The organism is Rhodoferax sp. (genome assembly GCF_028689295.1).
Classification (GTDB): domain Bacteria; phylum Pseudomonadota; class Gammaproteobacteria; order Burkholderiales; family Burkholderiaceae_C; genus Rhodoferax.
This window is the reverse complement of the sequence record NZ_JAQTWL010000016.1, coordinates 23439-42915: the sequence shown is the minus strand read 5'-3', so window position 1 is coordinate 42915 and position 19477 is coordinate 23439. Positions and strand designations below refer to the sequence as shown.

Here is a 19477-nt window from a genome sequence, read left to right as displayed (position 1 = left end):
GGTGTGCTCCTGCTGGCGGTCAGATCATGCCGGACTTGACCATGGTCGCGCGCAGCGAGGCAAAGTCATTGTCGACAAACTGCTCGAATGCGTCGCCGCTGAGCAGGGCGGGCGTCCAGTTGTTCTTTTCCAGGGCTTCCTTCCAGGCTTTGGACTGGGTGGCCTTGACCACCATGTCGGTCAACGCCTTGCGCTGCGCCGGGGTGATGCCAGGGGCGCCATAGACCCCGCGCCAGTTGCCGATTTCCACGTCGATGCCCTGCTCCTTGAGCGTGGGAATGTCGATACCCTTGAGGCGCGCCGCAGAGGTGACACCGATCGGCTTCATCTTGCCGGCCTTGATGTACTCGGAAAACTCGCTGTAGCCGCTGCCGCCAATGGTCACATTGCCGCCCAGAATGGCTGCCGTGGCCTCACCGCCGCCCCGGAAAGCCACGTAGTTGATCTTGGCGGCATCGACCCCCACGGCGCGCGCAATCATGGCCGCGGCAATGTGCTCGGTGGAGCCGCGCGAACCGCCGCCCCACTTGACGCTGCCCGGGTCTTTCTTGAGCTGGGCCACCACATCGGCCATGGTCTTGAACGGTGAATTGGCCGGCAGCACAAACACGTTGTACTCGCTGGTCAGGCGCGCAATCGGTGTGGCCGCCGTGATGGAGACCGGCGGTTTGCCGGTGATGATGCCGCCCAGCATGACCGCGCCCATCACCATCAGGGCGTTGGGGTCGCCCTTGCTGGCGTTGACAAACTGCGCCAAGCCCAGGGCGCCGGCAGCGCCGCCCTTGTTTTCGTAGGTCACGGTGTCGGCCACCTTGGCGTCCATCAGGGCCTTGCCCAGGGCCCGGCCGGTGCCGTCCCAGCCACCGCCCGGGTTGGCTGGAATCATCATTTTGACGTTGGTGGCGGCAAAGGCCGATAGCGGCAGACCGCCGCTGACGGCCAGCGCAGCCATGGATTTCAGAAAAGTATCACGACGCATCGAAGTCTCCTTAGGTGTTGATGACCCTGTGATGATGCAGGCCCAAGCTGTCAAACGGCTGTCCGGACAACCTAGGGAAAATACCAACGCGACCACTGTTGGCCCAATCTGTTACAACCCTTGCTATTCCACTCCAGACTGCTTTCATGCCCCACCACCCAGCCAGCCCCGCCACCGATGCGGCCGCCCTTTTGCCACGCGTTCAATGGCTTGAGGCCGACCAGGATCGCTCGGCCCAGTGGCGCAGCGAACGCGGTGGCCCGGCGCCCCAACGCGTGGTGCTGGCCGACGACACTTTGACTGCCGACAGCGCCTACCGCCTGGCCTGCGCTGGCACCGGGCTGCTATGGCGCGGCGACTTTCAAAACGCCCGCCTGCTGCTGCAAGCCATCGCCCGGCGCATCGACCAAGTGCCCAAACGCAAGCGCGTCAAGGCCGTCCAGCCCATTCCCATTACCGAGGCGTTCAATTTGCACCGCCAGACGCAGGCGCAACGCGCGCGCACACTGGGCATGCTGCTGGTCGAGCTCGACGCCAGTTACCACATGGCGCTGCGCCGCGCCCCGGATGTGAGCGCGGCCTGCACCGAGGCCTGGGGCGAGGGCCAAGCGGAGGCAGGCAGCTCGGTGGTGTCGTTGCGCGAACTGCTGGGTGTCACCAGCGCGCATGAATGGCGCCGCGTGGGAGTGGAAATTGCCGCGCTCGGCGAGGCACCTGGCAACCGCATCCACCCGCATTACGGCGTTTTTTCGCCGGTGCGTGGCGAATACATCGGCCTGGTGGCCACGGCCCACCTGCCCAAGCCCCCCAAGGGGCAAAGCAGCCTCACGGCCTTTGACATTGGCACCGGCACCGGCGTGCTGGCGGCCGTGCTGGTGCGCCGCGGCGTGAGCCATGTGATTGCCACCGAATATGAACCCCGCGCCCTGATTTGCGCCCAGGACAATGTGGCGCGACTGGGGCTGCAAGACCACATCACCGTGCTGCAGGCCGATTTGTTCCCGCCCGGCCGGGCCTCGTTGATTGTCTGCAACCCGCCCTGGCTGCCGGCGCGGCCCAGCTCGCCGCTGGAGCGCGCGGTGTACGACGAAGGCAGCCGCATGCTCAACGGCCTCCTGACCGGACTGGCGGATCACCTGGCTCCCGGCGGCGAGGGTTGGCTGATTTTGTCGAACCTGGCCGAGCTGCTTGGCATGCGCAAGCGCGACGACTTGCTGGCCGCTTTTGCCCGACACGGCCTGCGCGTGGTGAGCCGCATCGACGCCAGGGCCCAGCACCCCAAGGCCGCTGACGTGACCGACGCATTGCACCAGGCTCGCGCCCGGGAGGTTACCTCGCTGTGGCGGCTGGCGCTGCAAAAACCCGCCCCCGCGGCGGGCCAGGCCCATGAAGCTGCTGCTGATTGAAGACGACACCGCCCTGCACACCGCCTTGAGCCGGTCGCTGAACCGGATCGGCTGGCAGGTGGAAGTGTGCGTGGATGGCCGCGCCGCCCTGCCACGCTGGCGTGCCAGCCACCCCGACGTGGTGCTGCTCGACCTGACCCTGCCCGGGCGCGACGGCCTGGCGGTGCTGCAACAGGCGCGTGACGAGGGCCTGACCACGCCGGTCCTGATCCTGACGGCGCGCGGCACCGTGGGCGACCGGGTGCAGGGCCTCAACGCCGGGGCTGACGACTATCTGCCCAAGCCTTTCGATCTGGACGAGCTCGAAGCCCGCGTGCGCGCCCTGCTGCGCCGTCACCCGGAACTTCACGACACTTCGGGCGCCAGTCAAAATGAATCAGCCGGGCTGCGCTACGACCCGGAAAGCAAAGCCATCCACCACGCCGGCCAGGTGCTCGACCTGAGCAGCCGCGAGCTCGCCATGCTGCGCGCCCTGCTGGCTCGCGCGGGCCAGGCCGTCACCAAGGAGCGGCTGTTCGAACTGGTTTTCCCGGGCCAGGCCGAGGTGCAGTTCGAAGCCATCGAGGTGGTGGCCTACCGCCTGCGCAAGAAACTCCAGGGCACTGGCGCCACCCTGACCACACTGCGCGGCCTGGGCTATTTGCTGAAACTTGAATCCGGCCGTACGCAAGCATGAGCGCATCCATTCGCACTTACTTCCGCCATTTATCCCTGCGCAGCTACCTGATGCTGGGCATTTTGCTACCCGTGGTGCTGTTCATTCTGGTGGATTCGGTGGTGATCTACCGCCAGGCCCTGGCCGCCGTCAATACCGCCTACGACCGCACCCTGCTGGCCTCGGCCAAGGCAATTGGCGAGCACATCCAGGCCGACGGCGAGGCCGAGTCGGCAACGCTGCACGCTCTGGTGCCCTACGCCGCGCTGGAAGTGTTCGAGGCCGACAACCGCAGCCGCATGATCTACCGGATCTCGGACACCCGTGGCGCGCTGATCGACGGCTATGAAGACCTGGCGCTGTGGCGCGGCCAATTGCCCGCGCTGGGACCCTATGCCGCGCTGGTCGATTTTTACGACGATGTGTACCGCGGTGATGCCGTGCGCGTGGCCGTGCTGCTGCAGCCGGTGGCCATCAAACGCGCGCGCAGCATGGCGGTGGTGCAAGTGGCCGAAACGCTGGAACTGCGCCGCGCGCTGGCCCGGCAAATTCTGCTGGACACCCTGTGGCGGCAGCTGGCGCTGGCTTCGGTGATCGCGCTGGTGGTGTTTGTGGTGGTGCAGCGCGCCACGCGGCCCGTGCGCCGCCTGAGCCTGCAGCTGCAGCAGCGCCGCGTGGATGACCTGACACCGCTGGCGCTGGACGATACACCGGTTGAATTGCGCCCGCTGCTCGATGCCACCAACACCACCATGCGCCGGCTGCACCACCTGCTGGACAACCAGAAGCGCTTTGTGCGCGACACCGCCCACCAGTTGCGCACGCCGCTGGCGGTGCTCAAGGTGCAGGTGCAGTCGGCCCTGCGTGGCGACGTGGATGCCAGGCAGGGTTTGACGGAAATCAGCCACACGGTGGAGCGCGCCACCCAATTGGCCAACCAGATGCTGGCGCTGGCCAAAGTGGCGCAACTGGCGCAGGAAAAGGCCACGGAATCGATGGACTGGGCCATTATCTTGCGTGAAGTGGCGCTCGATCTGGCCCCCCTGATCGCCGACAAGGCGCTGGATTTTGACATCGACACCCAAACCGCGCCCATTCAAACCCACGCCTGGATGCTGCGCGAGCTGTCGCGCAACCTGCTGCACAACGCCATTCGCTACAGCCCCGAGCACGGCAAGCTGCAGCTGCGCCTGCTGTGCGATGCCAGCCACGCCGCGCTGGTGATCAGCGACAGCGGACCGGGCATCAGCGAGGAACTGCGCAAGCGCCTGTTCCAGCCGTTCTCAGCCGGCCAGGCACACAGCGGCAGTGGCTTGGGGCTGGCCATTTGCCTGGAGATTACCCATACGCTGGGCGGGCAGATCGAACTGGTCAACCGGGTGGTCCAGGGTCGCATCGACGGGCTCGATGCCACCGTGCGACTGCCATTGGCAGCACCCTCGGCGGACCTATCGACAAAACCGTAAACTCAGAAATCGATTATTCAACCAGGGGCTAACCGATGATTTTTTCAAGCATGATCCGTCGCCGTAGCGTTTGTTTGGCAGCTCTGTCAGGTGTGGCAGGCACAGTGTTGCTACTGGGTGCGCCTGCTGCCATGGCGCAGACCGGCGCCGCAACGCCCATGGCCTGTCCGGCCATCCTGCAGCACAGCTTCAACCGGCTGCAGGACGAAGCGCCACAAAACCTGTGCCAGTATGCGGGCAAGGTGCTGCTGGTGGTCAACACCGCCAGCTTCTGCGGCTATACCGGGCAATACGAGGGGCTGGAGGCCCTGCATGCCAAATACAACGCGAAGGGGTTGGTGGTGCTGGGTTTCCCGTCCAATGATTTTGGTGAACAGGAGCCCGGCAGCAGCAAGGAAATTGCCGACTTTTGCTTCAACACCTACGGCGTCAAGTTTCCCATGTTCTCCAAAAGCGTGGTCAAGGGCGCCCGGGCCAATCCGCTGCATACCGCGCTGGCCAAGGCCACCGGCCAGTCACCCCAGTGGAACTTCCACAAGTACCTGATCGACCGCAACGGCAAGGTGCTGGCCAGCTTTGCCAGCAAGGTCGAACCGGACAGCCCGGCCCTGGTGGCCGCCATCGAGAAAGCGCTCTAAAAACAGCGCCGGCGGGGCCACGGCGGCGGTGGGCGACTGCTGCCGCATAAATCTTTTTGTCAATTTATTCAATATTTCAATCATCGTTGTATGATTAAATTCATGGATAAACTGATAGCTACCACCGTTTTTGAATCGCTCGCCTCGGGCGTTCGCCTGGATATTTACCGGCTTTTGGTCAAAGCCGGGCCGCAAGGCCTGGTGGCCGGTGAAATTGGCAGCGCACTGGACGTGCCGCCGACCAATTTGTCGTTTCACCTGAAGGCCCTGGCGCACGCGCAACTGGTGTCGGTGGTGCAGGAGGGTCGCTTCCAGCGCTACCGCGCCAACCTCGCGCTGATGCAGCAACTGATTGTGTATTTGACCGCCGAGTGCTGCGCTGGCCACCCCGAGCAGTGCGCCGAAATCTGTCTGGAACCTGTCTGTTCCTGAACCTTGTCCACGCCTTCTCATCTTCCCAAACCATGAACATTCTCTTCTTGTGTACGGGCAACTCCTGCCGCTCGATCCTGGCCGAAGCCACTTTCAACCACCTGGCCCCAAAGGGCTGGCACGCCATGAGCGCGGGCAGCCAGCCCAGCGGCACGGTGCATCCACGCTCGCTGGCCTTGCTGGCGCGCGAGGGTATTGCCACGACGGGCTACCACAGCAAATCCTGGGACAACTTGCCGCAGACGCCCGACATCGTGGTCACGGTGTGCGCCAACGCTGCCGGAGAGACCTGCCCCGCTTACCTGGGTCCGGTGCTGCGCTCCCATTGGGGCGTGGAAGACCCGGCGCACGCCACCGGCACCGATGCCGAGATCGACGCCGCCTTCATGACCACCTACCGCACGCTGCGCACACGCATCGAGGCCTTTCTGGCGCTGCCGCTGGCACAACTGCGGTACGATCCGGCCCGCCTCAAGGCCGAACTGGACCGCATTGGTGCCCTGACACCGGTTTGATTTGCAGCGTAGCCGCCCTGAGTTCCCCGTTGCTGAAAGTAGAACCTGTCGCCGTACAGCGCCTGCGGCAATTGTCCAAACAAGGAGCCTGAACATGAGCGCCCAATGTGAAATAACGGGTAAACGCGCCACTGGCGCGACCATGAGCGTGTTCGAGCGTTATCTGACGGTCTGGGTGGCCTTGTGCATTGTGGCCGGCATCGCCTTGGGACAGTTCTTTCCAGGCGTATTCCAGGCCATTGGCCGCATGGAGGTCGCGCACGTTAACCTGCCGGTGGGCGTGCTGATCTGGGTGATGATCATCCCGATGCTGCTGAAAGTGGACTTTTCGGCCATGCGCGAGGTGGGCAAACACATGAAAGGCATCGGCGTTACGCTGTTTGTCAACTGGCTGGTCAAGCCGTTCAGCATGGCTTTTTTGGGCTGGCTGTTCATTCGCCATCTGTTTGCGCCGTGGTTGCCGCCGGACCAGATTGACAGCTACATCGCCGGACTGATTTTGCTGGCCGCCGCACCCTGCACGGCCATGGTGTTTGTCTGGAGCCGGCTCACCGGGGGCGACCCGTTGTTTACCCTGTCACAAGTGGCGGTGAATGACGGCATCATGATCGTGGCCTATGCGCCGCTGGTGGCGTTTTTGCTGGGCTTGTCGGCCATCGCCGTGCCCTGGGACACGCTGCTGATCTCGGTGGGCCTGTACATCGTGATTCCGGTCATCCTGGCCCAATTGCTGCGCAAAGCCTTGCTGAAAAATGGTCAGGCTGCGTTTGATGCCGCCATGGAAAAAATTGGCCCGTGGTCGATCACCGCCCTGCTGGCCACCTTGGTACTGCTGTTTGCGTTTCAGGGCGAGGCAATCTTGAAGCAACCGCTCATCATTGCCCTGCTGGCGGTGCCAATTCTGATTCAGGTGTTTTTCAATTCGGGCCTGGCGTACCTGCTCAACCGCGCGGTCGGCGAAAAGCACAACATCGCCTGCCCGTCGGCGCTGATTGGCGCCAGCAATTTCTTTGAGCTGGCGGTGGCGGCGGCCATCAGCCTGTTTGGCTTCAACTCAGGGGCTGCGCTGGCCACCGTGGTCGGTGTGCTGATCGAAGTGCCAGTCATGCTGCTGGTGGTCAACATCGTCAACCGCAGCAAGGGCTGGTACGAGCGGACCTGACAAGCAACACAACGGAGATTTCTGATGACCGTTCACCACACACCATGACGACCGCGTTCTCGCAACAACTCAACGGCAATTTTGTCGGCATGCTGGACTGGCCGCAACTGGATGCCTTGTGGCTCCGGGTCCGGTCCGAACCACAGGGCTGGTATGCCAGCCAGAGCGGCGAAGCTGTGCCGCAAAGCCCGCTGTCGAATGGCGCGCTGAACCGATTCATCGACGAGGTGGATGCGCTGCTGCGACGCGAGCACAAGCAACCATTTTGCGGCATTGTTTACGCTGACAACCGCGAGCAACCCGGTTTCATCAAAATCTACGACCCGCACAACATGGGTTCTTTTTGCAGTTGCAGCAGCACACCGGTTCAGCCGCTTTGGGTGCTGTCGCGCAGCAAGCCAACACTCCTCGAAGACGACACGCCCCAGCCCGGCGCACGCGCGAGCTGGTGGCGCCGGCTGTTTGGCAGCCCTGAAAATTAACCCACTGAGTTGCTCATACTCCCGCTTCCGCTTTGTGAATACCTGCATGTCAGAAGCCTGTACCACCGACCGTGAACTGATCACCGTCTGCTTCGACGGTGACAAAAGCCAGCAAGCCAGCCAAAATCAGTCAGGCCAATTCCAAGGAACCACATGAGCCAGACACACGAGCACAGCCACAGCGGTCATAGCCATGCGCCAGCCAATTTCAACCGGGCATTTGCCATCGGCATTGCACTCAACATCATTTTTGTCGCCATCGAGGCGTTTTATGGCTGGCGCATCAACTCGCTGGCGCTGCTGGCCGACGCCGGGCACAACCTGAGCGACGTGGCCGGCCTGGTGTTGGCCTGGGGCGGCGCCTTGGCCGTCAAGCTGGTGCCCAATGCGCGCCACACCTACGGCTGGAAGCGCGCCACCATTCTGGCGGCCTTTGCCAATGCTTTGCTGCTATTGGTGGTCATGGGCGGCCTGGTCTGGGAAGCCATTGGGCGGCTGATGTCTGGCGATGTCTCGCTGCAGGCGCAGGGCGTGACCATCATGATGGTGGCGGGCATCGGCATCGTCATCAACACCGCCACCGCGCTGCTGTTCATGCGCGGAGGAGACGACCTCAACATCCGGGGCGCCTTTTTGCACATGGCGGCTGACGCGCTGGTCTCAGTCGGCGTCGTGGTGGCCGGTGCCCTGACGCTCTGGATGGGCTGGGTCTGGCTCGACCCGGTGGTCAGCCTGCTCATTGCTGCGGTGATTTTGTGGGGCACCTGGGATTTGTTCAAACAGTCGTTGCACATGCTGTTCGACGGCGTTCCTGACAGCGTCAACCCGGGCGCCGTGCGCAGCCTGCTGCAAGGCCTGCCCGGCGTGGCCGACGTGCACGACCTGCATGTGTGGGCCATGGGCACCAGCCAGATTGCGCTTACCGCCCATCTGGTCACCGACACCACCAACACCGGTGCGCTACTGCATGAGGCTGAGAAAGAGTTGCACGAGCACTTTGAAATCCGCCATGTCACGCTGCAACTGGAAACCCCGGCTTATGCGCTAATTTGCGGCTTGCGGCCGGGCATGGGCTGCCAAAAAGACTAGCTCTTGCAGCGGCAAGAAGGAGTCGTATCGCCTATTTGCCAGGAAAAACTGCCCGCACCACCCGACCGTCGGCGAGTTGGCACTGGCCTTCGCCACCGCCAGACATGCCGCTGGCTGGCGCAACCAGGTGAAAGCGGCAACGCATGCGCTGGTCGCCCTGCCCTGTCAGCGTGGCCACCACCTTGCCGGAGTAGTGGGTGATGAACTGGGTCGTCGGGTAAGGCTGCATCATGGGGCTGCCCCAATACGGCCAGTCGTACCAGCCACGGTTCCAGTACGTCCACAACGGTGTCAGCACTTCAGACCGCGTCTGCTGGGTGATTTGAAAGAATTTCCCCTGGTAGCTCATGTCGGGCAAAGTCGCCGTCATGGAGCCAGACAGGCCGCCGTCGGTGCTGGTCCAGCTGAATGTGACCGGTTCATCTGCTGCGCCGCCGCCCGCCAATTGCCCGCCACCGATACCGGTCGTGGTGCAGGCTGTCAAAGCCAAACTGAGCAACAGAAGCGTTGCCAGCGATGATGTCTTCTTCATGGTTTACTCCGTGGTGAATGCATGCAGGCAGTCTAGACAAGTCACGTCATGCCACGTTGATTTTTATCATGCGCAAGGCACGTGGATAGCAAGTGCTCGTTTCTGCTTTCTGACAAGGCCAGGCCGACTGAGGCAGAATCCAGCACTGTATGACCGCCCAACCCTCCACCGCAACTGCCTCGCCTTCTGCCGAGGCCCTCAACCGCGACTGTTTTTGCCGCACCCTGAACATGGATCGCCTGCGCGAGCAGCTTGAAAGCGAGCCCAGCCTGAGAGGCATGATGAGCAACATCACCCAAACCAGGCCCAATCTGTTTTCTTCCACAGTCGTGTTTATTTCGCAAGAGGTACAGCTGCAAATCACGGACACCATTGCGGCCATCGAGCGTGTCGCGGCCCTGCCCGGCTACCGGGTGCAGGCGTTGTCGCGCGCAGACGCCTCGGCGCAGCAAGACTTTGGTCCGCTGGGCGTTTGTATGGGTTATGACTTTCACCTGAGTGCAGACGGTCCGCAGCTCATCGAAATCAACACCAACGCCGGTGGCCTGCTGCTCAACGTGGCCCTGGCGCGCGCACAGGAGGCCTGTTGCGACGAGATGGACTGGGCTTTTCCATCCAGTGAGCGGCGCGACACCCTGAAAAAAACCATTTTTGACATGTTTGCGTCTGAGTGGCAATTGCAGTGCGGCAGCGCACCCTGGCGCTCGGTGGTGATCGTGGACGATGCGCCCCTGGCGCAATACCTGGCTCCAGAATTCGAGCTGTTTCGCCAGTTGTTTGCGCAAAACGGCATTCACGCTGCCATTGCCGACCCGTCAGAGCTGATCTGGCAAAACGGCCGTCTGCTGCACCAGGGCACGCCGGTCGATATGGTCTATAACCGACTGACCGACTTTTCCCTCACCGAGCCCGGCCACCTGGCCTTGCGCCAGGCCTTTGAAGCCAATGCGGTGGTGCTGACGCCGCACCCGCGCGCCCACGCCTTGCTGGCCGACAAGCGCAACCTGATCGCCCTGAGCCAGGATGAGCTGCTGCTGGCCTGGGGCGCTGCTGCGGCCGACCGCAAGCTGCTCTCGGCCAGCGTTCCCGCCACACGCCTGGTCACAATCGAGCGCGCCGAAGAATTGTGGGCACAACGACGCCAGCTATTCTTCAAGCCGGTGGCGGGTTACGGCGCCAAGGCCGCTTACCGTGGCGACAAGCTCACGCGTCGCGTTTGGTCCGAGATTCTGGAGAGCGACTTTGTGGCGCAGGCGCTGGTGCCGCCGAGCGGCCGCAAGATCGAGGTCGATGGTGTGCAGACTGATCTCAAGTTCGACATCCGCGCCTATACCTATGCCGGCCAGGTGCAACTGCTGGCGGCGCGCATGTATGCCGGTCAAACCACCAATTTCCGCACTCAGGGCGGAGGTTTTGCGCCGGTGATTGTGGTGCCGTCAACCAAGATTGCCGCAGGAGCCCGCTGATGTGCGGCATTTGCGGCGAGTTGCGCTTTGATGGCGCAGTGCCCAACATGGCGGCCATCGGCCGCATGTCCGACCAGCTGGCGCGCCGCGGCCCCGACCACGCGGGCACCTACCAGGACGGCGCACTGGCCTTTGGTCATCGGCGCTTGTCGATTATCGACCTCTCAAGCCATGCGCACCAGCCCATGGTTGACGCAAAGTTGCAGCTCACGCTGGTCTTCAACGGCACCATTTACAACTACCGCGAACTGCGCGCCGAACTGCAAGCCAGGGGCTACCAATTTTTCTCGGAAGGCGACAGCGAAGTCATTCTGAAGGCCTACCACGCCTGGGGTGAGCAGTGCGTCACGCGTTTCAAGGGAATGTTTGCCTTTGCCCTCTGGGACCAGCGCAGCAGCCAGTTGTTTCTGGCGCGCGACCGTTTTGGTATCAAGCCGCTGTACCTGAACCAGACCAGTCACCGGCTGCGCTTTGCGTCGAGCCTGCCCGCGCTGCTGGCCGCTGGCGACGTCGATACCACGCTCGACGCAGTGGCCTTGCACCACCACTTTACGCTGCACACCGTGGTGCCGGCGCCACGCACAATTCTGCAAGGCGTGCGTAAATTGCCACCCGCCTCTACCCTGCGCTTCGACCCGGACGGCACGGTCACCGAGCAAGTCTTTTGGACGCTGGATGCCACACGGCCCGCGCAGCCGCTGACTGAAACCGAGTGGCTCGCCGCCACACGCGAACAACTGGCGCAAAGTGTCAAGCGCCGACTGCTGGCTGCTGACGTGCCGGTCGGCGTTCTCCTGTCCGGCGGGCTCGATTCAAGCCTGCTGGTGGGCTTGCTCACCGACCAGGTGGCCGATCTGCGCACCTTTTCCATCGGCTTCGAGGATGTGGGTGCCGGCTCGGAAAAAGCCGATGAATTTGAATTCTCCGACCAGATCGCGCAGCATTTTCACACCCGGCACCAGCAGTTCAGCATCCCCAACCACGAGGTCATGGAGCGCCTGCCAGAGGCGGTGGCGCAAATGACCGAGCCCATGGTCAGCCATGACGTGATCGCGTTTTATCTGCTGGCCGAGCGCGTGGCCAAAGAGGTCAAGGTGGTGATGAGCGGCCAAGGCGCCGACGAGGTTTTTGGCGGCTATTTCTGGTACCCCGAAATGGATCGCACGCCAGGCACGCCGCTGGAGCGTTTCAGCCAGCATTATTTTGACCGCGACCACGCCGAGTATCTGCAGATGATCGCGCCAGCGTTCCAGGTGGGCGATGTCACCTCGGAACTCATTGCCAGCGAACTCGGCAAACCGCGCGCCGATGAATTTCTCGACCAGGTCTGGCGGCTCGACGCCACCACGCTGATCGTCGATGACCCGGTCAAGCGTGTGGACAACATGCCGATGGCCTGGGGCCTGGAGGTGCGCACGCCGTTTCTGGACCACGAGCTGGTGCAACTGGCCGCGCACATGCCCCCCGGGCTCAAATTGAAAGAAGGCGGCAAGTTCCCGCTCAAGGCGATTGCGCGCGGGCTGATTCCGGACTCGGTCATCGACCGGCCCAAGGGCTACTTCCCGGTGCCTGCCTTGAAGTACGTGCGCGGCCCGTTTCTGGACATGATGCGCGGCATCTTGATGTCAGAGGCCTGCCGCAAGCGCGGCCTGTACCAGCGCGATTACGTCAACAAGCTGCTGGCCAACCCGGAGGCGCCCGAGCATTTCACCCGCATCAATGGCAGCAAGTTATGGCACCTGGCGCTGCTGGAGTGGTGGCTGCAGGTGCATGTGGACCCGCTGCCCGCAGCCCCATGACAGTGGCTGCCCGCCTGGGCCAATCCGGTGTTTTCGCCGCACTGGGCGCAGCCGTCTTGTTTGGCGCTGGCACGCCGCTGGCAAAACTGCTGCTGGGCAACATCGACCCCTGGGTGCTGGCTGGCTTGTTTTATCTGGGTTCCGGTCTGGGCCTGTGGCTGCTGCGACGACTGCGCCGCGCCGCGCCGGTTCGCCTGCCGGGCAGCGAGTGGCCCTGGCTGGGCGGCGCCATCGTCACGGGCGGCGTGATCGGCCCGGTGTTGTTGATGCTGGGGCTGGCCAACATGCCCGCCACTGGCGCCGCCCTGTTGCTCAACGCCGAGAGCATTTTTACCGCCCTGCTGGCCTGGTTCATCTTCAAGGAAAACGTGAACCGGCGCACCGCGCTGGGCATGCTGGCCATTGTGCTCGGGGCCTTGAGCCTGAGCTGGTCTCAAGCCACTGGTTTTGCCCCTGGCTGGCCGGCGCTGGCCATTCTTGGCGCCTGTCTTGCGTGGGGACTCGACAACAACCTGACACGGCGCGTATCACAAGTGGATGCCAGTTGGCTCGCCTCTGTCAAAGGCGCGGTGGCCGGCAGCGTCAACCTGGCCCTGGCTTTGTTTGCCGGGGCCAGTTTGCCGTCGCTGCCGCTGTTGCTGGGCGCGGCAGGCGTCGGCTTTATGGCCTACGGCGTGAGTCTGACGCTGTTTGTGGTGGGTCTGCGGCATTTGGGAACGGCGCGCACCGCCGCCTATTTTTCAGTGGCACCGTTTTTTGGCGCTGCGCTGACCGTGCCGCTACTGGGCGACCCGGTCACGCCCAGCCTGCTGTTTGCCGCTCTGGCCATGGGCGTCGGCGTTTGGCTGCACCTGACCGAACGCCACGACCATGCGCATCAGCATGGCACCTTGACCCACAGCCATCCGCATTTCCCGGACGCGCAACATCGCCACAGGCATTGAGACTGCGTCGGGCACATTCATTCAGGACTTTGGTTTGGGCTGCAGGTAGCCAAAGAACTCGCGGTCGGCGCCGAGCATATGCCGTGCCACCACGTCGTGGGCCAGAAATTGAAACAGCTCGCCAATCGCCAGCGTGCCGTCATGAAAATGTTTGACCAGCAGCACTGCCTTGTCAACCAGCGCGTTGTGAATGGCCGCATGCTCGGCGGCGTGCGGATAGCCCGCTGCGCGAATGATGACTTCTTCATCCTTGAAATGCTGCACCACATCCCTGACCAGGGTATTGACCAGCGCAGCCACCTCTGCTTCGGGACGGTCTGACAGCACCGCGCCGAGCAGATGATTGGCATCGGCAAACAGGCCGCGGTGCTGTTCGTCGATGACCGGGTTGCCGCACTCGTAGGCCGCATGCCAGGACAATCGTACGAGATTAGCGGTCATGGCATTTCCGGCACCATCGCGCTGAGGCGCTTCCGGGGCAACTTGCACCTGGTTGCGACCGCCCGCCTTGGCCCGGTAAAGCGCCGCATCGGCGCGCTTGAACCAGTCTTCCCAAGCCTCTCCCACCATGCACTCTGCCGCGCCCAGACTGATCGTCACATGCTTTGCCGTGGGAAAAATGGCCATGGCGACATTCGTGCGCAAGCGCTCTGCCAGCAAGGTCACAGTGGATAGAGTGGTGTTGGGGCACAGCACCACAAATTCTTCGCCACCCCAGCGTGTCAGCGTGTCTGATGCGCGCAGGCTTGACTGCAGCACATTCGCCAGTTTCACCAGCACCTCGTCGCCTACGCTGTGGCCGTGTTCATCGTTGACTTTTTTGAACAGATCGATGTCGAGAATCAGCATGCTCAAGGGGTGGTCGTAGCGCTTGAGCCGGTCCATTTCATTGAGCAGGGCTTCTTCGAGCCGGCGCCGGTTCCAGGCCCCCGTGAGCTTGTCAGTGCTGGCCAGTTTGGACAGTTCGACCAGGGTCTTCTGCAACTCCTGGTTGGTGTTTTGCAAAAGTTCCAGCGACTTCTGCATCTTGTCGATATCTCCCATGCGTGCGGTGTCGAGCATGGCGGCCCCGATGAACAGGATTTGCCCATCCGGGCCGTGCACCGGGAACTTGAACCAGAGGCATTGAATGGACCGGCCGTCAATCCAACAATCAAGCTGGTCGCTGCAGGTGGCGGCACCCGCCATGATCTGCGCATCGGATTGCTGCAGTTGCGCCGCCACTTCGGTCGGAAACAGCTCGGCATCGGTCAGACTGGAGAACTGCTGCGAGGTCTTGCTGAAATAGCCTTGCATGACCTGGTTGACCAACTTGTAACGGCCGTCCATGGCCTTGACGGCAACCCCGGCGCCCAGCGTCTGCGGCATCATCAGCGCAATCAAACCAGAGGCCTGGATGACATTCGCCTTGGCAAAACTGTAGATCAGGTCGTTTTCGTTCATGTTTTTCCCCCGGCAGGATTTCAGAAATCAAATCAAGCTCTCAGAGCGCTCGCCCCAGCCGCGCAATACCTTCTTCGATCTTGGCCACATCGGCAGTGGCAAAACTCAGGCGCAGCGTGGCCAGGTCGGGGTCGTGCGCGTAGAACGGCGCGCCGGGCACAAAGGCCACCAGCTTGTCGATGGCGCGCTTGGCAAATTCGGCGGCGTTGGCCGGCTTGCCATGGGCGCCGGTGAGCCTGGCCCAGAAAAACATGCCGCCTTGCGGCTGGTTGAAGGCGATGGCATCACCCAATTCCCGGCGCAGCGACTCAGCCATCACGCGCGCGCGCTCGGCGTAGGTTTTGCGCACCACGGCCAGCGCACCGCCCAAGCGGTTCAAGGTGAGGTAGTGGGCGCAAATGGCCTGCGTCAAGTTGCTGGTGTGGGCGTCGCTGAATTGCTTGCACATGGTGGCCTTGGCCAGCAGTTCGGGCGGCGCAATCAGCCAGCCAACGCGCAGGCCGGGGCTCAGGATTTTGCTGAAACTGCCACAGTGCGCCAGCCAGTCGCGGCTGCCGGGAACGTCGTCGCTTAGCGCCAGCAGGCTCGGTGGCGGCGGTGCATCGAAGTACAGCTCGCCATAGGGATCGTCTTCCACGATCAGCGTCTGGGTGCGTGCGGCAATTTCCAGAATTCGCTTGCGCCGTGCCAGGCTCAGGGTGGCGCCACTCGGGTTGCCGAAGGTGGGGATCAGATAGACCAGTTTGGGCTTGTGCTCCTCGATCAGGGCTTCGAGCTTGTCCACATCGACGCCGTCGGCATCGATCGGCGCGCCGATGATGTGTGCGCCATAGAGCCGGAAACACTGGATGGTGGCGAGGAAAGTGGGCGCTTCCACAATCACGGTGTCGCCGGGCGAGATCATGGTCTTGCCGATCAGGTCGAGCGCCTGCTGGCTGCCGGTGGTGACGATCAATCCATCTGGGGCCACCGTGCTACCCTTGCCGGCCATGAAGCTGCTGATGCCTTCGCGCAGTGGCTGATAGCCCTCCGTGGCGCCGTATTGCAGCACCGGGCCCGGGTTGCAGGCCAGCACCGCCGCGCTGGACCTGGCAATGCCTTCCGCGTCGAACAACGCGGGGTCGGGAAAACCGCCGGCAAAGCTGATGATGCCGGGCTTGCCCAACAGCTTGAACAGCTCGCGGATGGCGGAGGTTTCGATGGCGTCGAGTCGGGTGGCGAATTGCATGGGATAAGCTCGGATGAATGGAGGTCAAATTGTCACCGAGATTCAACCCACGCGAATGAAGCCATGAACACCCACACCATCGACCATTTTTTTGCCACCCTGGCCGCAGCCAACCCGGCGCCACAAACCGAGCTGAAATACAGCAGCGTGTTTGAACTTCTGACCGCCGTGCTGCTGTCGGCCCAGGCCACCGATGTGAGCGTCAACAAGGCCACGCAAAGCCTGTTCCTGGTGGCCAACACGCCACAAAAAATGCTGGCACTGGGCCTGGAAGGTCTGGAGCGTTACATCAAGACCATCGGCCTGTACCACAGCAAAGCCAAACACCTGCTGCAAACCTGCCAGATCCTGGTGGATCGATACAACGGCGAAGTGCCGCGCACGCGCGAGGCGCTGGAAACGCTGCCCGGCGTGGGCCGCAAAACGGCCAATGTGGTGCTCAACGTGGCCTTTGGCGAGCCGACCATGGCGGTGGACACGCACATCTTTCGGGTCAGCAACCGCACCGGGCTGGCGCCTGGCAAGACGCCGCTTGAGGTCGAAATGAAACTGCTCAAGCGCATTCCCGAGCCCTACCGGATGCACGCCCACCACTGGCTGATCTTGCTGGGCCGCTACGTCTGCCAGGCGCGAACGCCGCAATGCTGGCAATGCGCGGTGGCGCCGTATTGCGATTTCAAGGACAAAACACCGCAGCCAAAAAGCCGGAGTTGATGGCGCATTCATTGATGGCTTGATGATTGGCGATTGGAATGAGTGGCCGCTTGGCGCTTGGGATGGGCCATGCGGGCCAAGGCAGGCGGCCTCAGACGCGCTTCGCTTTGCGACATCGGTCACCCGCCTTGGCCCGCATGGCCTGGACCACTCTGGTGTTCGAAGCATGAATACCGGCTAACCCGGATGACGCGCAGATAACCCGAGCAGCGTGCGTTGGGTGTCTGAAGGAGCGAAGTAAAGGAGGAGGTTCGGGCGCAAGCCCGAGCCGGGGGACATGAGCGCAGTCAGATACCCAATGCGCGCTGCGGATTACGCAAAAGTCAACAGGCATCTTCCTGCCAGTTGCAAGGCGCCTGGTAACGCCAGCACTGCCCGTAACCGGGCGCAGCCGCTGGCCAATCGGCCGCCGCATGCACCTCGCGCTGGCCAGACGCGATCGAACGGGCTGCCCGAATCACACCGGCATGGGTGATCCAGACCAGCGGCACATCGACCAGGCAGGCGGCCGTAGCTGCATCCCACACCGCTGCGACGCGGCCCATGAAGTCGGCCACACACTCGCCGCCACCGACGGGGTGGCGCCAGAAGTCACTGATCCAGGCATCAAAAGCGTCGGGAGGCAAAGCGTCCCAGCGCTGGCCCTCCCAACTGCCAAAGTTCATCTCACTCAGCCGCTGGTCGGTGCCAAAGCGCACATCGGGTCGCAAAACTTCCAGGGCTTGAGCCAGTTGCTGGCAGCGCTGTAGCGGCGACACCAGAACACTCGCCCCGGTCGGCAGACGGTCCGCCAGGCCTTGCGCCGCCTGCTGCGTGGCAGCTGCATCGGCGGGCACATCCAGCGCGCCGTAGCAAATACCGGGTGCAATCAGGGGCTGCGCATGGCGCATCAGCCAGATCACAGGCTCAACCCCAGCCCCAAGTAAAAGGCGACTTCGCAGACCTGTTGAGTGGCCCCCAGGCAGTCGCCGGTGAAGCCACCCAGGCGCCGCCAGAACCAGCGCGCCATCACGGCCCAAGCCACCAAAGAAGCCATTAAGGCGTTCAACAAGGCAAGCAGCAAGCCTTCATCGGTCATGTCGATGGCGACAAAATCAGTGGCCGCCTGCACAGAAACCGTCAGGATCAGCGCCAACAGGCACCAGATCAAGCCCGTGCGCAGGGCTAACCCGCTGATTTGATCGGCCAGCGGTTTTGACCTGGACCCCGCCGCATCGCCCACATGCGCCAGCAAGCGGATGGTAAGCAGTGGCCAGGTGCGCGAGACCACGTGCGCCACAAACAGCGCCGCCACCAGCAGTGGCGCGCTGATGTCGCCCAAAAGCGCCAGCAGCGTCACCTTGCACAGCAGCACCAGCATCACGGCAATGGCGCCAAAAGCGCCGACGCGCGAGTCTTTCATGATGAGCAAAGCCCGGTCGCGGTCGGCACTGCCGCCCAGACCATCGGCCACGTCGGCCAGCCCGTCCTCGTGAAACGCGCCAGTCAGTAACACTCCCAGCGCCGTACCGAGTGCGGCCGCCACCAGCGGCGCCGAACCGGTGGGCGGCAGCCATGCCAACAGCCCGGCCGTGAACAGCGCCAGCACAGCGCCCAGCAGAATGCCCACACCCGGGAAATGACCGGCGCTGGCACGTAACATGGTGGGGCTGTAACCCACCCACTCCGCCAAGCGTCCGGTGACCGGTATGCGGGTGAAAAACTGCAGACTCAACAAATAGTGGCGAAAGAATTGAAGCAAAAATGAAGGCATTGAAATCAACCAGGACAGGGTGGCGCACTCTGGCGCGATACAGGCTGGGATTGTCCACCAGCCTCCGATTGACATTGTTGGCGGCACTGGTGCTGCCTGGAGGTGCCGTCATGGCCACAGAAGAACCCCAATTTGAACTCTTGTCCCAACAAGGAAACATCGAGCTGCGCCGCTACCCGGCGTTCGTGGTGGCCGAAACCACGGTGGAAGGCGACATGGAAGCGGCCTCCGGCAAGGGCTTCAGGGCGATTGCCGACTATATTTTTGGCAACAACCAGTCGGTGGTGCCAAGCCCGGACGCCGCGTCCGAAAAGATTGCCATGACCGCGCCGGTGACGATGGAGCCGGTGGCCCCTGCGTCACAAAAAATCGCCATGACGGCGCCGGTGGCCATGGAACCGCTGGTCAGCCAGACTGCCGGCAGCACCGGCCTGCCCGCCCTGCAAGGTGCAAGCCGTTGGCGCATGCATTTTGTGATGCCCAGCCAGTACACGCTGGCCGGCCTGCCCAAGCCTAACAATCCGGCGGTGAGCCTGCGCGAGGTGCCAGCCAAAACCTGGGCGGTGCTGCGCTACTCCGGGTTCAACACAGAAGCCCGCGTTCAGCGTAAAACTGACGAACTGGTGGCCTGGCTGGCAGACAAAAAAATCAAAACCCTTGGTAGCCCGCAACTGGCACGCTACAACCCGCCCTGGACGCTGCCGATGTTCCGGCGCAACGAGGTTATGCTGGAAATTCAACAGCCATGAGCATGGCGCGCAAGCTGCCAAGCGA

The 19477-nt window shown here is 62.9% G+C and carries 20 protein-coding genes; 14 read left to right on the top strand and 6 right to left on the bottom strand.

What is annotated here, in order from left to right:
- Positions 1 to 19: 19 nt before the first annotated feature.
- Positions 20 to 979 carry a tripartite tricarboxylate transporter substrate-binding protein gene (locus PHF15_RS13125; RefSeq protein ID WP_300121712.1) on the bottom strand — a complete coding sequence of 320 codons (960 nt, stop codon included), beginning with the start codon at positions 977 to 979 and terminating at the stop codon, positions 20 to 22.
- Between the two features lie 146 nt (positions 980 to 1125).
- On the opposite strand from PHF15_RS13125, the gene PHF15_RS13120 reads away from it, so the two are divergent.
- The 9 genes from PHF15_RS13120 (at position 1126) to PHF15_RS13080 (ending at position 8824) form a co-directional block, all read left to right on the top strand.
- Positions 1126 to 2385 carry a class I SAM-dependent methyltransferase gene (locus tag PHF15_RS13120; protein ID WP_300121710.1) on the top strand — a complete coding sequence of 420 codons (1260 nt, stop codon included), beginning with the start codon at positions 1126 to 1128 and terminating at the stop codon, positions 2383 to 2385.
- Positions 2366 to 3061, top strand: coding sequence for a response regulator transcription factor (locus PHF15_RS13115; protein WP_300121708.1), 696 nt, complete (start codon positions 2366 to 2368; stop codon positions 3059 to 3061). Before PHF15_RS13120 ends, PHF15_RS13115 begins: the two co-directional genes overlap by 20 nt.
- A complete protein-coding gene (locus tag PHF15_RS13110) occupies positions 3058 to 4506 on the top strand; it encodes a sensor histidine kinase (RefSeq protein ID WP_300121707.1) in 1449 nt (482 codons plus the stop codon). The genes PHF15_RS13115 and PHF15_RS13110 overlap by 4 nt, the downstream gene beginning before the upstream one ends.
- A gap of 50 nt (positions 4507 to 4556) precedes the next feature.
- Positions 4557 to 5144, top strand: coding sequence for a glutathione peroxidase (locus tag PHF15_RS13105; protein WP_300121763.1), 588 nt, complete (start codon positions 4557 to 4559; stop codon positions 5142 to 5144).
- Between the two features lie 102 nt (positions 5145 to 5246).
- Positions 5247 to 5576, top strand: coding sequence for a helix-turn-helix domain-containing protein (locus PHF15_RS13100; protein ID WP_300121706.1), 330 nt, complete (start codon positions 5247 to 5249; stop codon positions 5574 to 5576).
- A 32-nt stretch (positions 5577 to 5608) separates the two neighbouring features.
- Positions 5609 to 6091 (top strand): arsenate reductase ArsC, encoded by a 483-nt coding sequence (locus PHF15_RS13095; protein ID WP_300121704.1) that lies wholly within the window; start codon positions 5609 to 5611, stop codon positions 6089 to 6091.
- A gap of 94 nt (positions 6092 to 6185) precedes the next feature.
- Positions 6186 to 7253 (top strand): ACR3 family arsenite efflux transporter, encoded by a 1068-nt coding sequence (gene arsB, locus PHF15_RS13090; protein WP_300121702.1) that lies wholly within the window; start codon positions 6186 to 6188, stop codon positions 7251 to 7253.
- A 44-nt stretch (positions 7254 to 7297) separates the two neighbouring features.
- Positions 7298 to 7735, top strand: a complete 438-nt coding sequence (locus tag PHF15_RS13085; RefSeq protein ID WP_300121701.1) for a hypothetical protein — start codon at positions 7298 to 7300, stop codon at positions 7733 to 7735.
- A gap of 153 nt (positions 7736 to 7888) precedes the next feature.
- Positions 7889 to 8824, top strand: a complete 936-nt coding sequence (locus tag PHF15_RS13080) for a cation diffusion facilitator family transporter (RefSeq protein ID WP_300121700.1) — start codon at positions 7889 to 7891, stop codon at positions 8822 to 8824.
- A 31-nt stretch (positions 8825 to 8855) separates the two neighbouring features.
- Here the strand turns inward: PHF15_RS13080 and PHF15_RS13075 are convergent, their stop codons facing one another.
- On the bottom strand, positions 8856 to 9356 hold the full coding sequence (locus PHF15_RS13075; protein ID WP_300121698.1) for a hypothetical protein: 501 nt from the start codon (positions 9354 to 9356) through the stop codon (positions 8856 to 8858).
- Between the two features lie 149 nt (positions 9357 to 9505).
- Here PHF15_RS13075 and PHF15_RS13070 point away from each other — a divergent pair, with 149 nt between their 5' ends.
- Genes PHF15_RS13070 through PHF15_RS13060 form a run of 3 tightly spaced genes read left to right on the top strand, consistent with a single transcriptional unit; the run spans position 9506 to position 13565 of the window.
- The gene (locus PHF15_RS13070) at positions 9506 to 10822 is read left to right on the top strand and encodes a hypothetical protein (protein WP_300121697.1); all 1317 of its coding nucleotides are present in this window, start codon (positions 9506 to 9508) and stop codon (positions 10820 to 10822) included.
- Entirely contained in the window at positions 10822 to 12621 is a 1800-nt protein-coding gene (locus tag PHF15_RS13065; RefSeq protein ID WP_300121696.1) for an N-acetylglutaminylglutamine amidotransferase, read from the top strand. The genes PHF15_RS13070 and PHF15_RS13065 overlap by 1 nt, the downstream gene beginning before the upstream one ends.
- A complete protein-coding gene (locus tag PHF15_RS13060) occupies positions 12618 to 13565 on the top strand; it encodes a DMT family transporter (RefSeq protein WP_300121694.1) in 948 nt (315 codons plus the stop codon). Before PHF15_RS13065 ends, PHF15_RS13060 begins: the two co-directional genes overlap by 4 nt.
- A 21-nt stretch (positions 13566 to 13586) precedes the next feature.
- Here the strand turns inward: PHF15_RS13060 and PHF15_RS13055 are convergent, their stop codons facing one another.
- Positions 13587 to 15008: a diguanylate cyclase gene (locus PHF15_RS13055; RefSeq protein ID WP_300121693.1), complete on the bottom strand. Its 1422-nt coding sequence runs from the start codon at positions 15006 to 15008 to the stop codon at positions 13587 to 13589.
- A 40-nt stretch (positions 15009 to 15048) separates the two neighbouring features.
- Positions 15049 to 16236 carry a PLP-dependent aminotransferase family protein gene (locus PHF15_RS13050; protein WP_300121692.1) on the bottom strand — a complete coding sequence of 396 codons (1188 nt, stop codon included), beginning with the start codon at positions 16234 to 16236 and terminating at the stop codon, positions 15049 to 15051.
- Between the two features lie 63 nt (positions 16237 to 16299).
- Between PHF15_RS13050 and nth the strand changes: the two genes are divergently transcribed.
- Positions 16300 to 16950: an endonuclease III gene (gene nth, locus PHF15_RS13045; protein WP_300121691.1), complete on the top strand. Its 651-nt coding sequence runs from the start codon at positions 16300 to 16302 to the stop codon at positions 16948 to 16950.
- Between the two features lie 323 nt (positions 16951 to 17273).
- On the opposite strand, the gene PHF15_RS13040 is transcribed toward nth, so the two are convergent.
- Both PHF15_RS13040 and PHF15_RS13035 read right to left on the bottom strand, forming a co-directional pair.
- Complete coding sequence (locus PHF15_RS13040) at positions 17274 to 17852, bottom strand: histidine phosphatase family protein (protein ID WP_300121690.1); 579 nt, start codon at positions 17850 to 17852, stop codon at positions 17274 to 17276.
- On the bottom strand, positions 17849 to 18703 hold the full coding sequence (locus PHF15_RS13035; protein WP_300121689.1) for an adenosylcobinamide-GDP ribazoletransferase: 855 nt from the start codon (positions 18701 to 18703) through the stop codon (positions 17849 to 17851). Before PHF15_RS13035 ends, PHF15_RS13040 begins: the two co-directional genes overlap by 4 nt.
- A 110-nt stretch (positions 18704 to 18813) precedes the next feature.
- Here PHF15_RS13035 and PHF15_RS13030 point away from each other — a divergent pair, with 110 nt between their 5' ends.
- A complete protein-coding gene (locus tag PHF15_RS13030) occupies positions 18814 to 19452 on the top strand; it encodes a heme-binding protein (RefSeq protein WP_300121688.1) in 639 nt (212 codons plus the stop codon).
- The last annotated feature ends 25 nt before the right edge of the window (positions 19453 to 19477 follow it).

Coding starts and splice junctions, on each gene's coding strand:
- PHF15_RS13075 (WP_300121698.1), bottom strand. CDS start 9,356: ATGAAGAAGACATCATCGCTGGCAACGCTTCTGTTGCTCAGTTTGGCT.
- PHF15_RS13105 (WP_300121763.1), top strand. CDS start 4,557: ATGATCCGTCGCCGTAGCGTTTGTTTGGCAGCTCTGTCAGGTGTGGCA.
- PHF15_RS13080 (WP_300121700.1), top strand. CDS start 7,889: ATGAGCCAGACACACGAGCACAGCCACAGCGGTCATAGCCATGCGCCA.
- PHF15_RS13100 (WP_300121706.1), top strand. CDS start 5,247: ATGGATAAACTGATAGCTACCACCGTTTTTGAATCGCTCGCCTCGGGC.
- PHF15_RS13125 (WP_300121712.1), bottom strand. CDS start 979: ATGCGTCGTGATACTTTTCTGAAATCCATGGCTGCGCTGGCCGTCAGC.
- PHF15_RS13085 (WP_300121701.1), top strand. CDS start 7,298: ATGACGACCGCGTTCTCGCAACAACTCAACGGCAATTTTGTCGGCATG.
- arsB (WP_300121702.1), top strand. CDS start 6,186: ATGAGCGCCCAATGTGAAATAACGGGTAAACGCGCCACTGGCGCGACC.
- PHF15_RS13050 (WP_300121692.1), bottom strand. CDS start 16,236: ATGCAATTCGCCACCCGACTCGACGCCATCGAAACCTCCGCCATCCGC.
- PHF15_RS13035 (WP_300121689.1), bottom strand. CDS start 18,703: ATGCCTTCATTTTTGCTTCAATTCTTTCGCCACTATTTGTTGAGTCTG.
- PHF15_RS13055 (WP_300121693.1), bottom strand. CDS start 15,008: ATGAACGAAAACGACCTGATCTACAGTTTTGCCAAGGCGAATGTCATC.
- nth (WP_300121691.1), top strand. CDS start 16,300: ATGAACACCCACACCATCGACCATTTTTTTGCCACCCTGGCCGCAGCC.
- PHF15_RS13070 (WP_300121697.1), top strand. CDS start 9,506: ATGACCGCCCAACCCTCCACCGCAACTGCCTCGCCTTCTGCCGAGGCC.
- PHF15_RS13115 (WP_300121708.1), top strand. CDS start 2,366: ATGAAGCTGCTGCTGATTGAAGACGACACCGCCCTGCACACCGCCTTG.
- PHF15_RS13065 (WP_300121696.1), top strand. CDS start 10,822: ATGTGCGGCATTTGCGGCGAGTTGCGCTTTGATGGCGCAGTGCCCAAC.
- PHF15_RS13030 (WP_300121688.1), top strand. CDS start 18,814: ATGGCCACAGAAGAACCCCAATTTGAACTCTTGTCCCAACAAGGAAAC.
- PHF15_RS13110 (WP_300121707.1), top strand. CDS start 3,058: ATGAGCGCATCCATTCGCACTTACTTCCGCCATTTATCCCTGCGCAGC.
- PHF15_RS13060 (WP_300121694.1), top strand. CDS start 12,618: ATGACAGTGGCTGCCCGCCTGGGCCAATCCGGTGTTTTCGCCGCACTG.
- PHF15_RS13095 (WP_300121704.1), top strand. CDS start 5,609: ATGAACATTCTCTTCTTGTGTACGGGCAACTCCTGCCGCTCGATCCTG.
- PHF15_RS13120 (WP_300121710.1), top strand. CDS start 1,126: ATGCCCCACCACCCAGCCAGCCCCGCCACCGATGCGGCCGCCCTTTTG.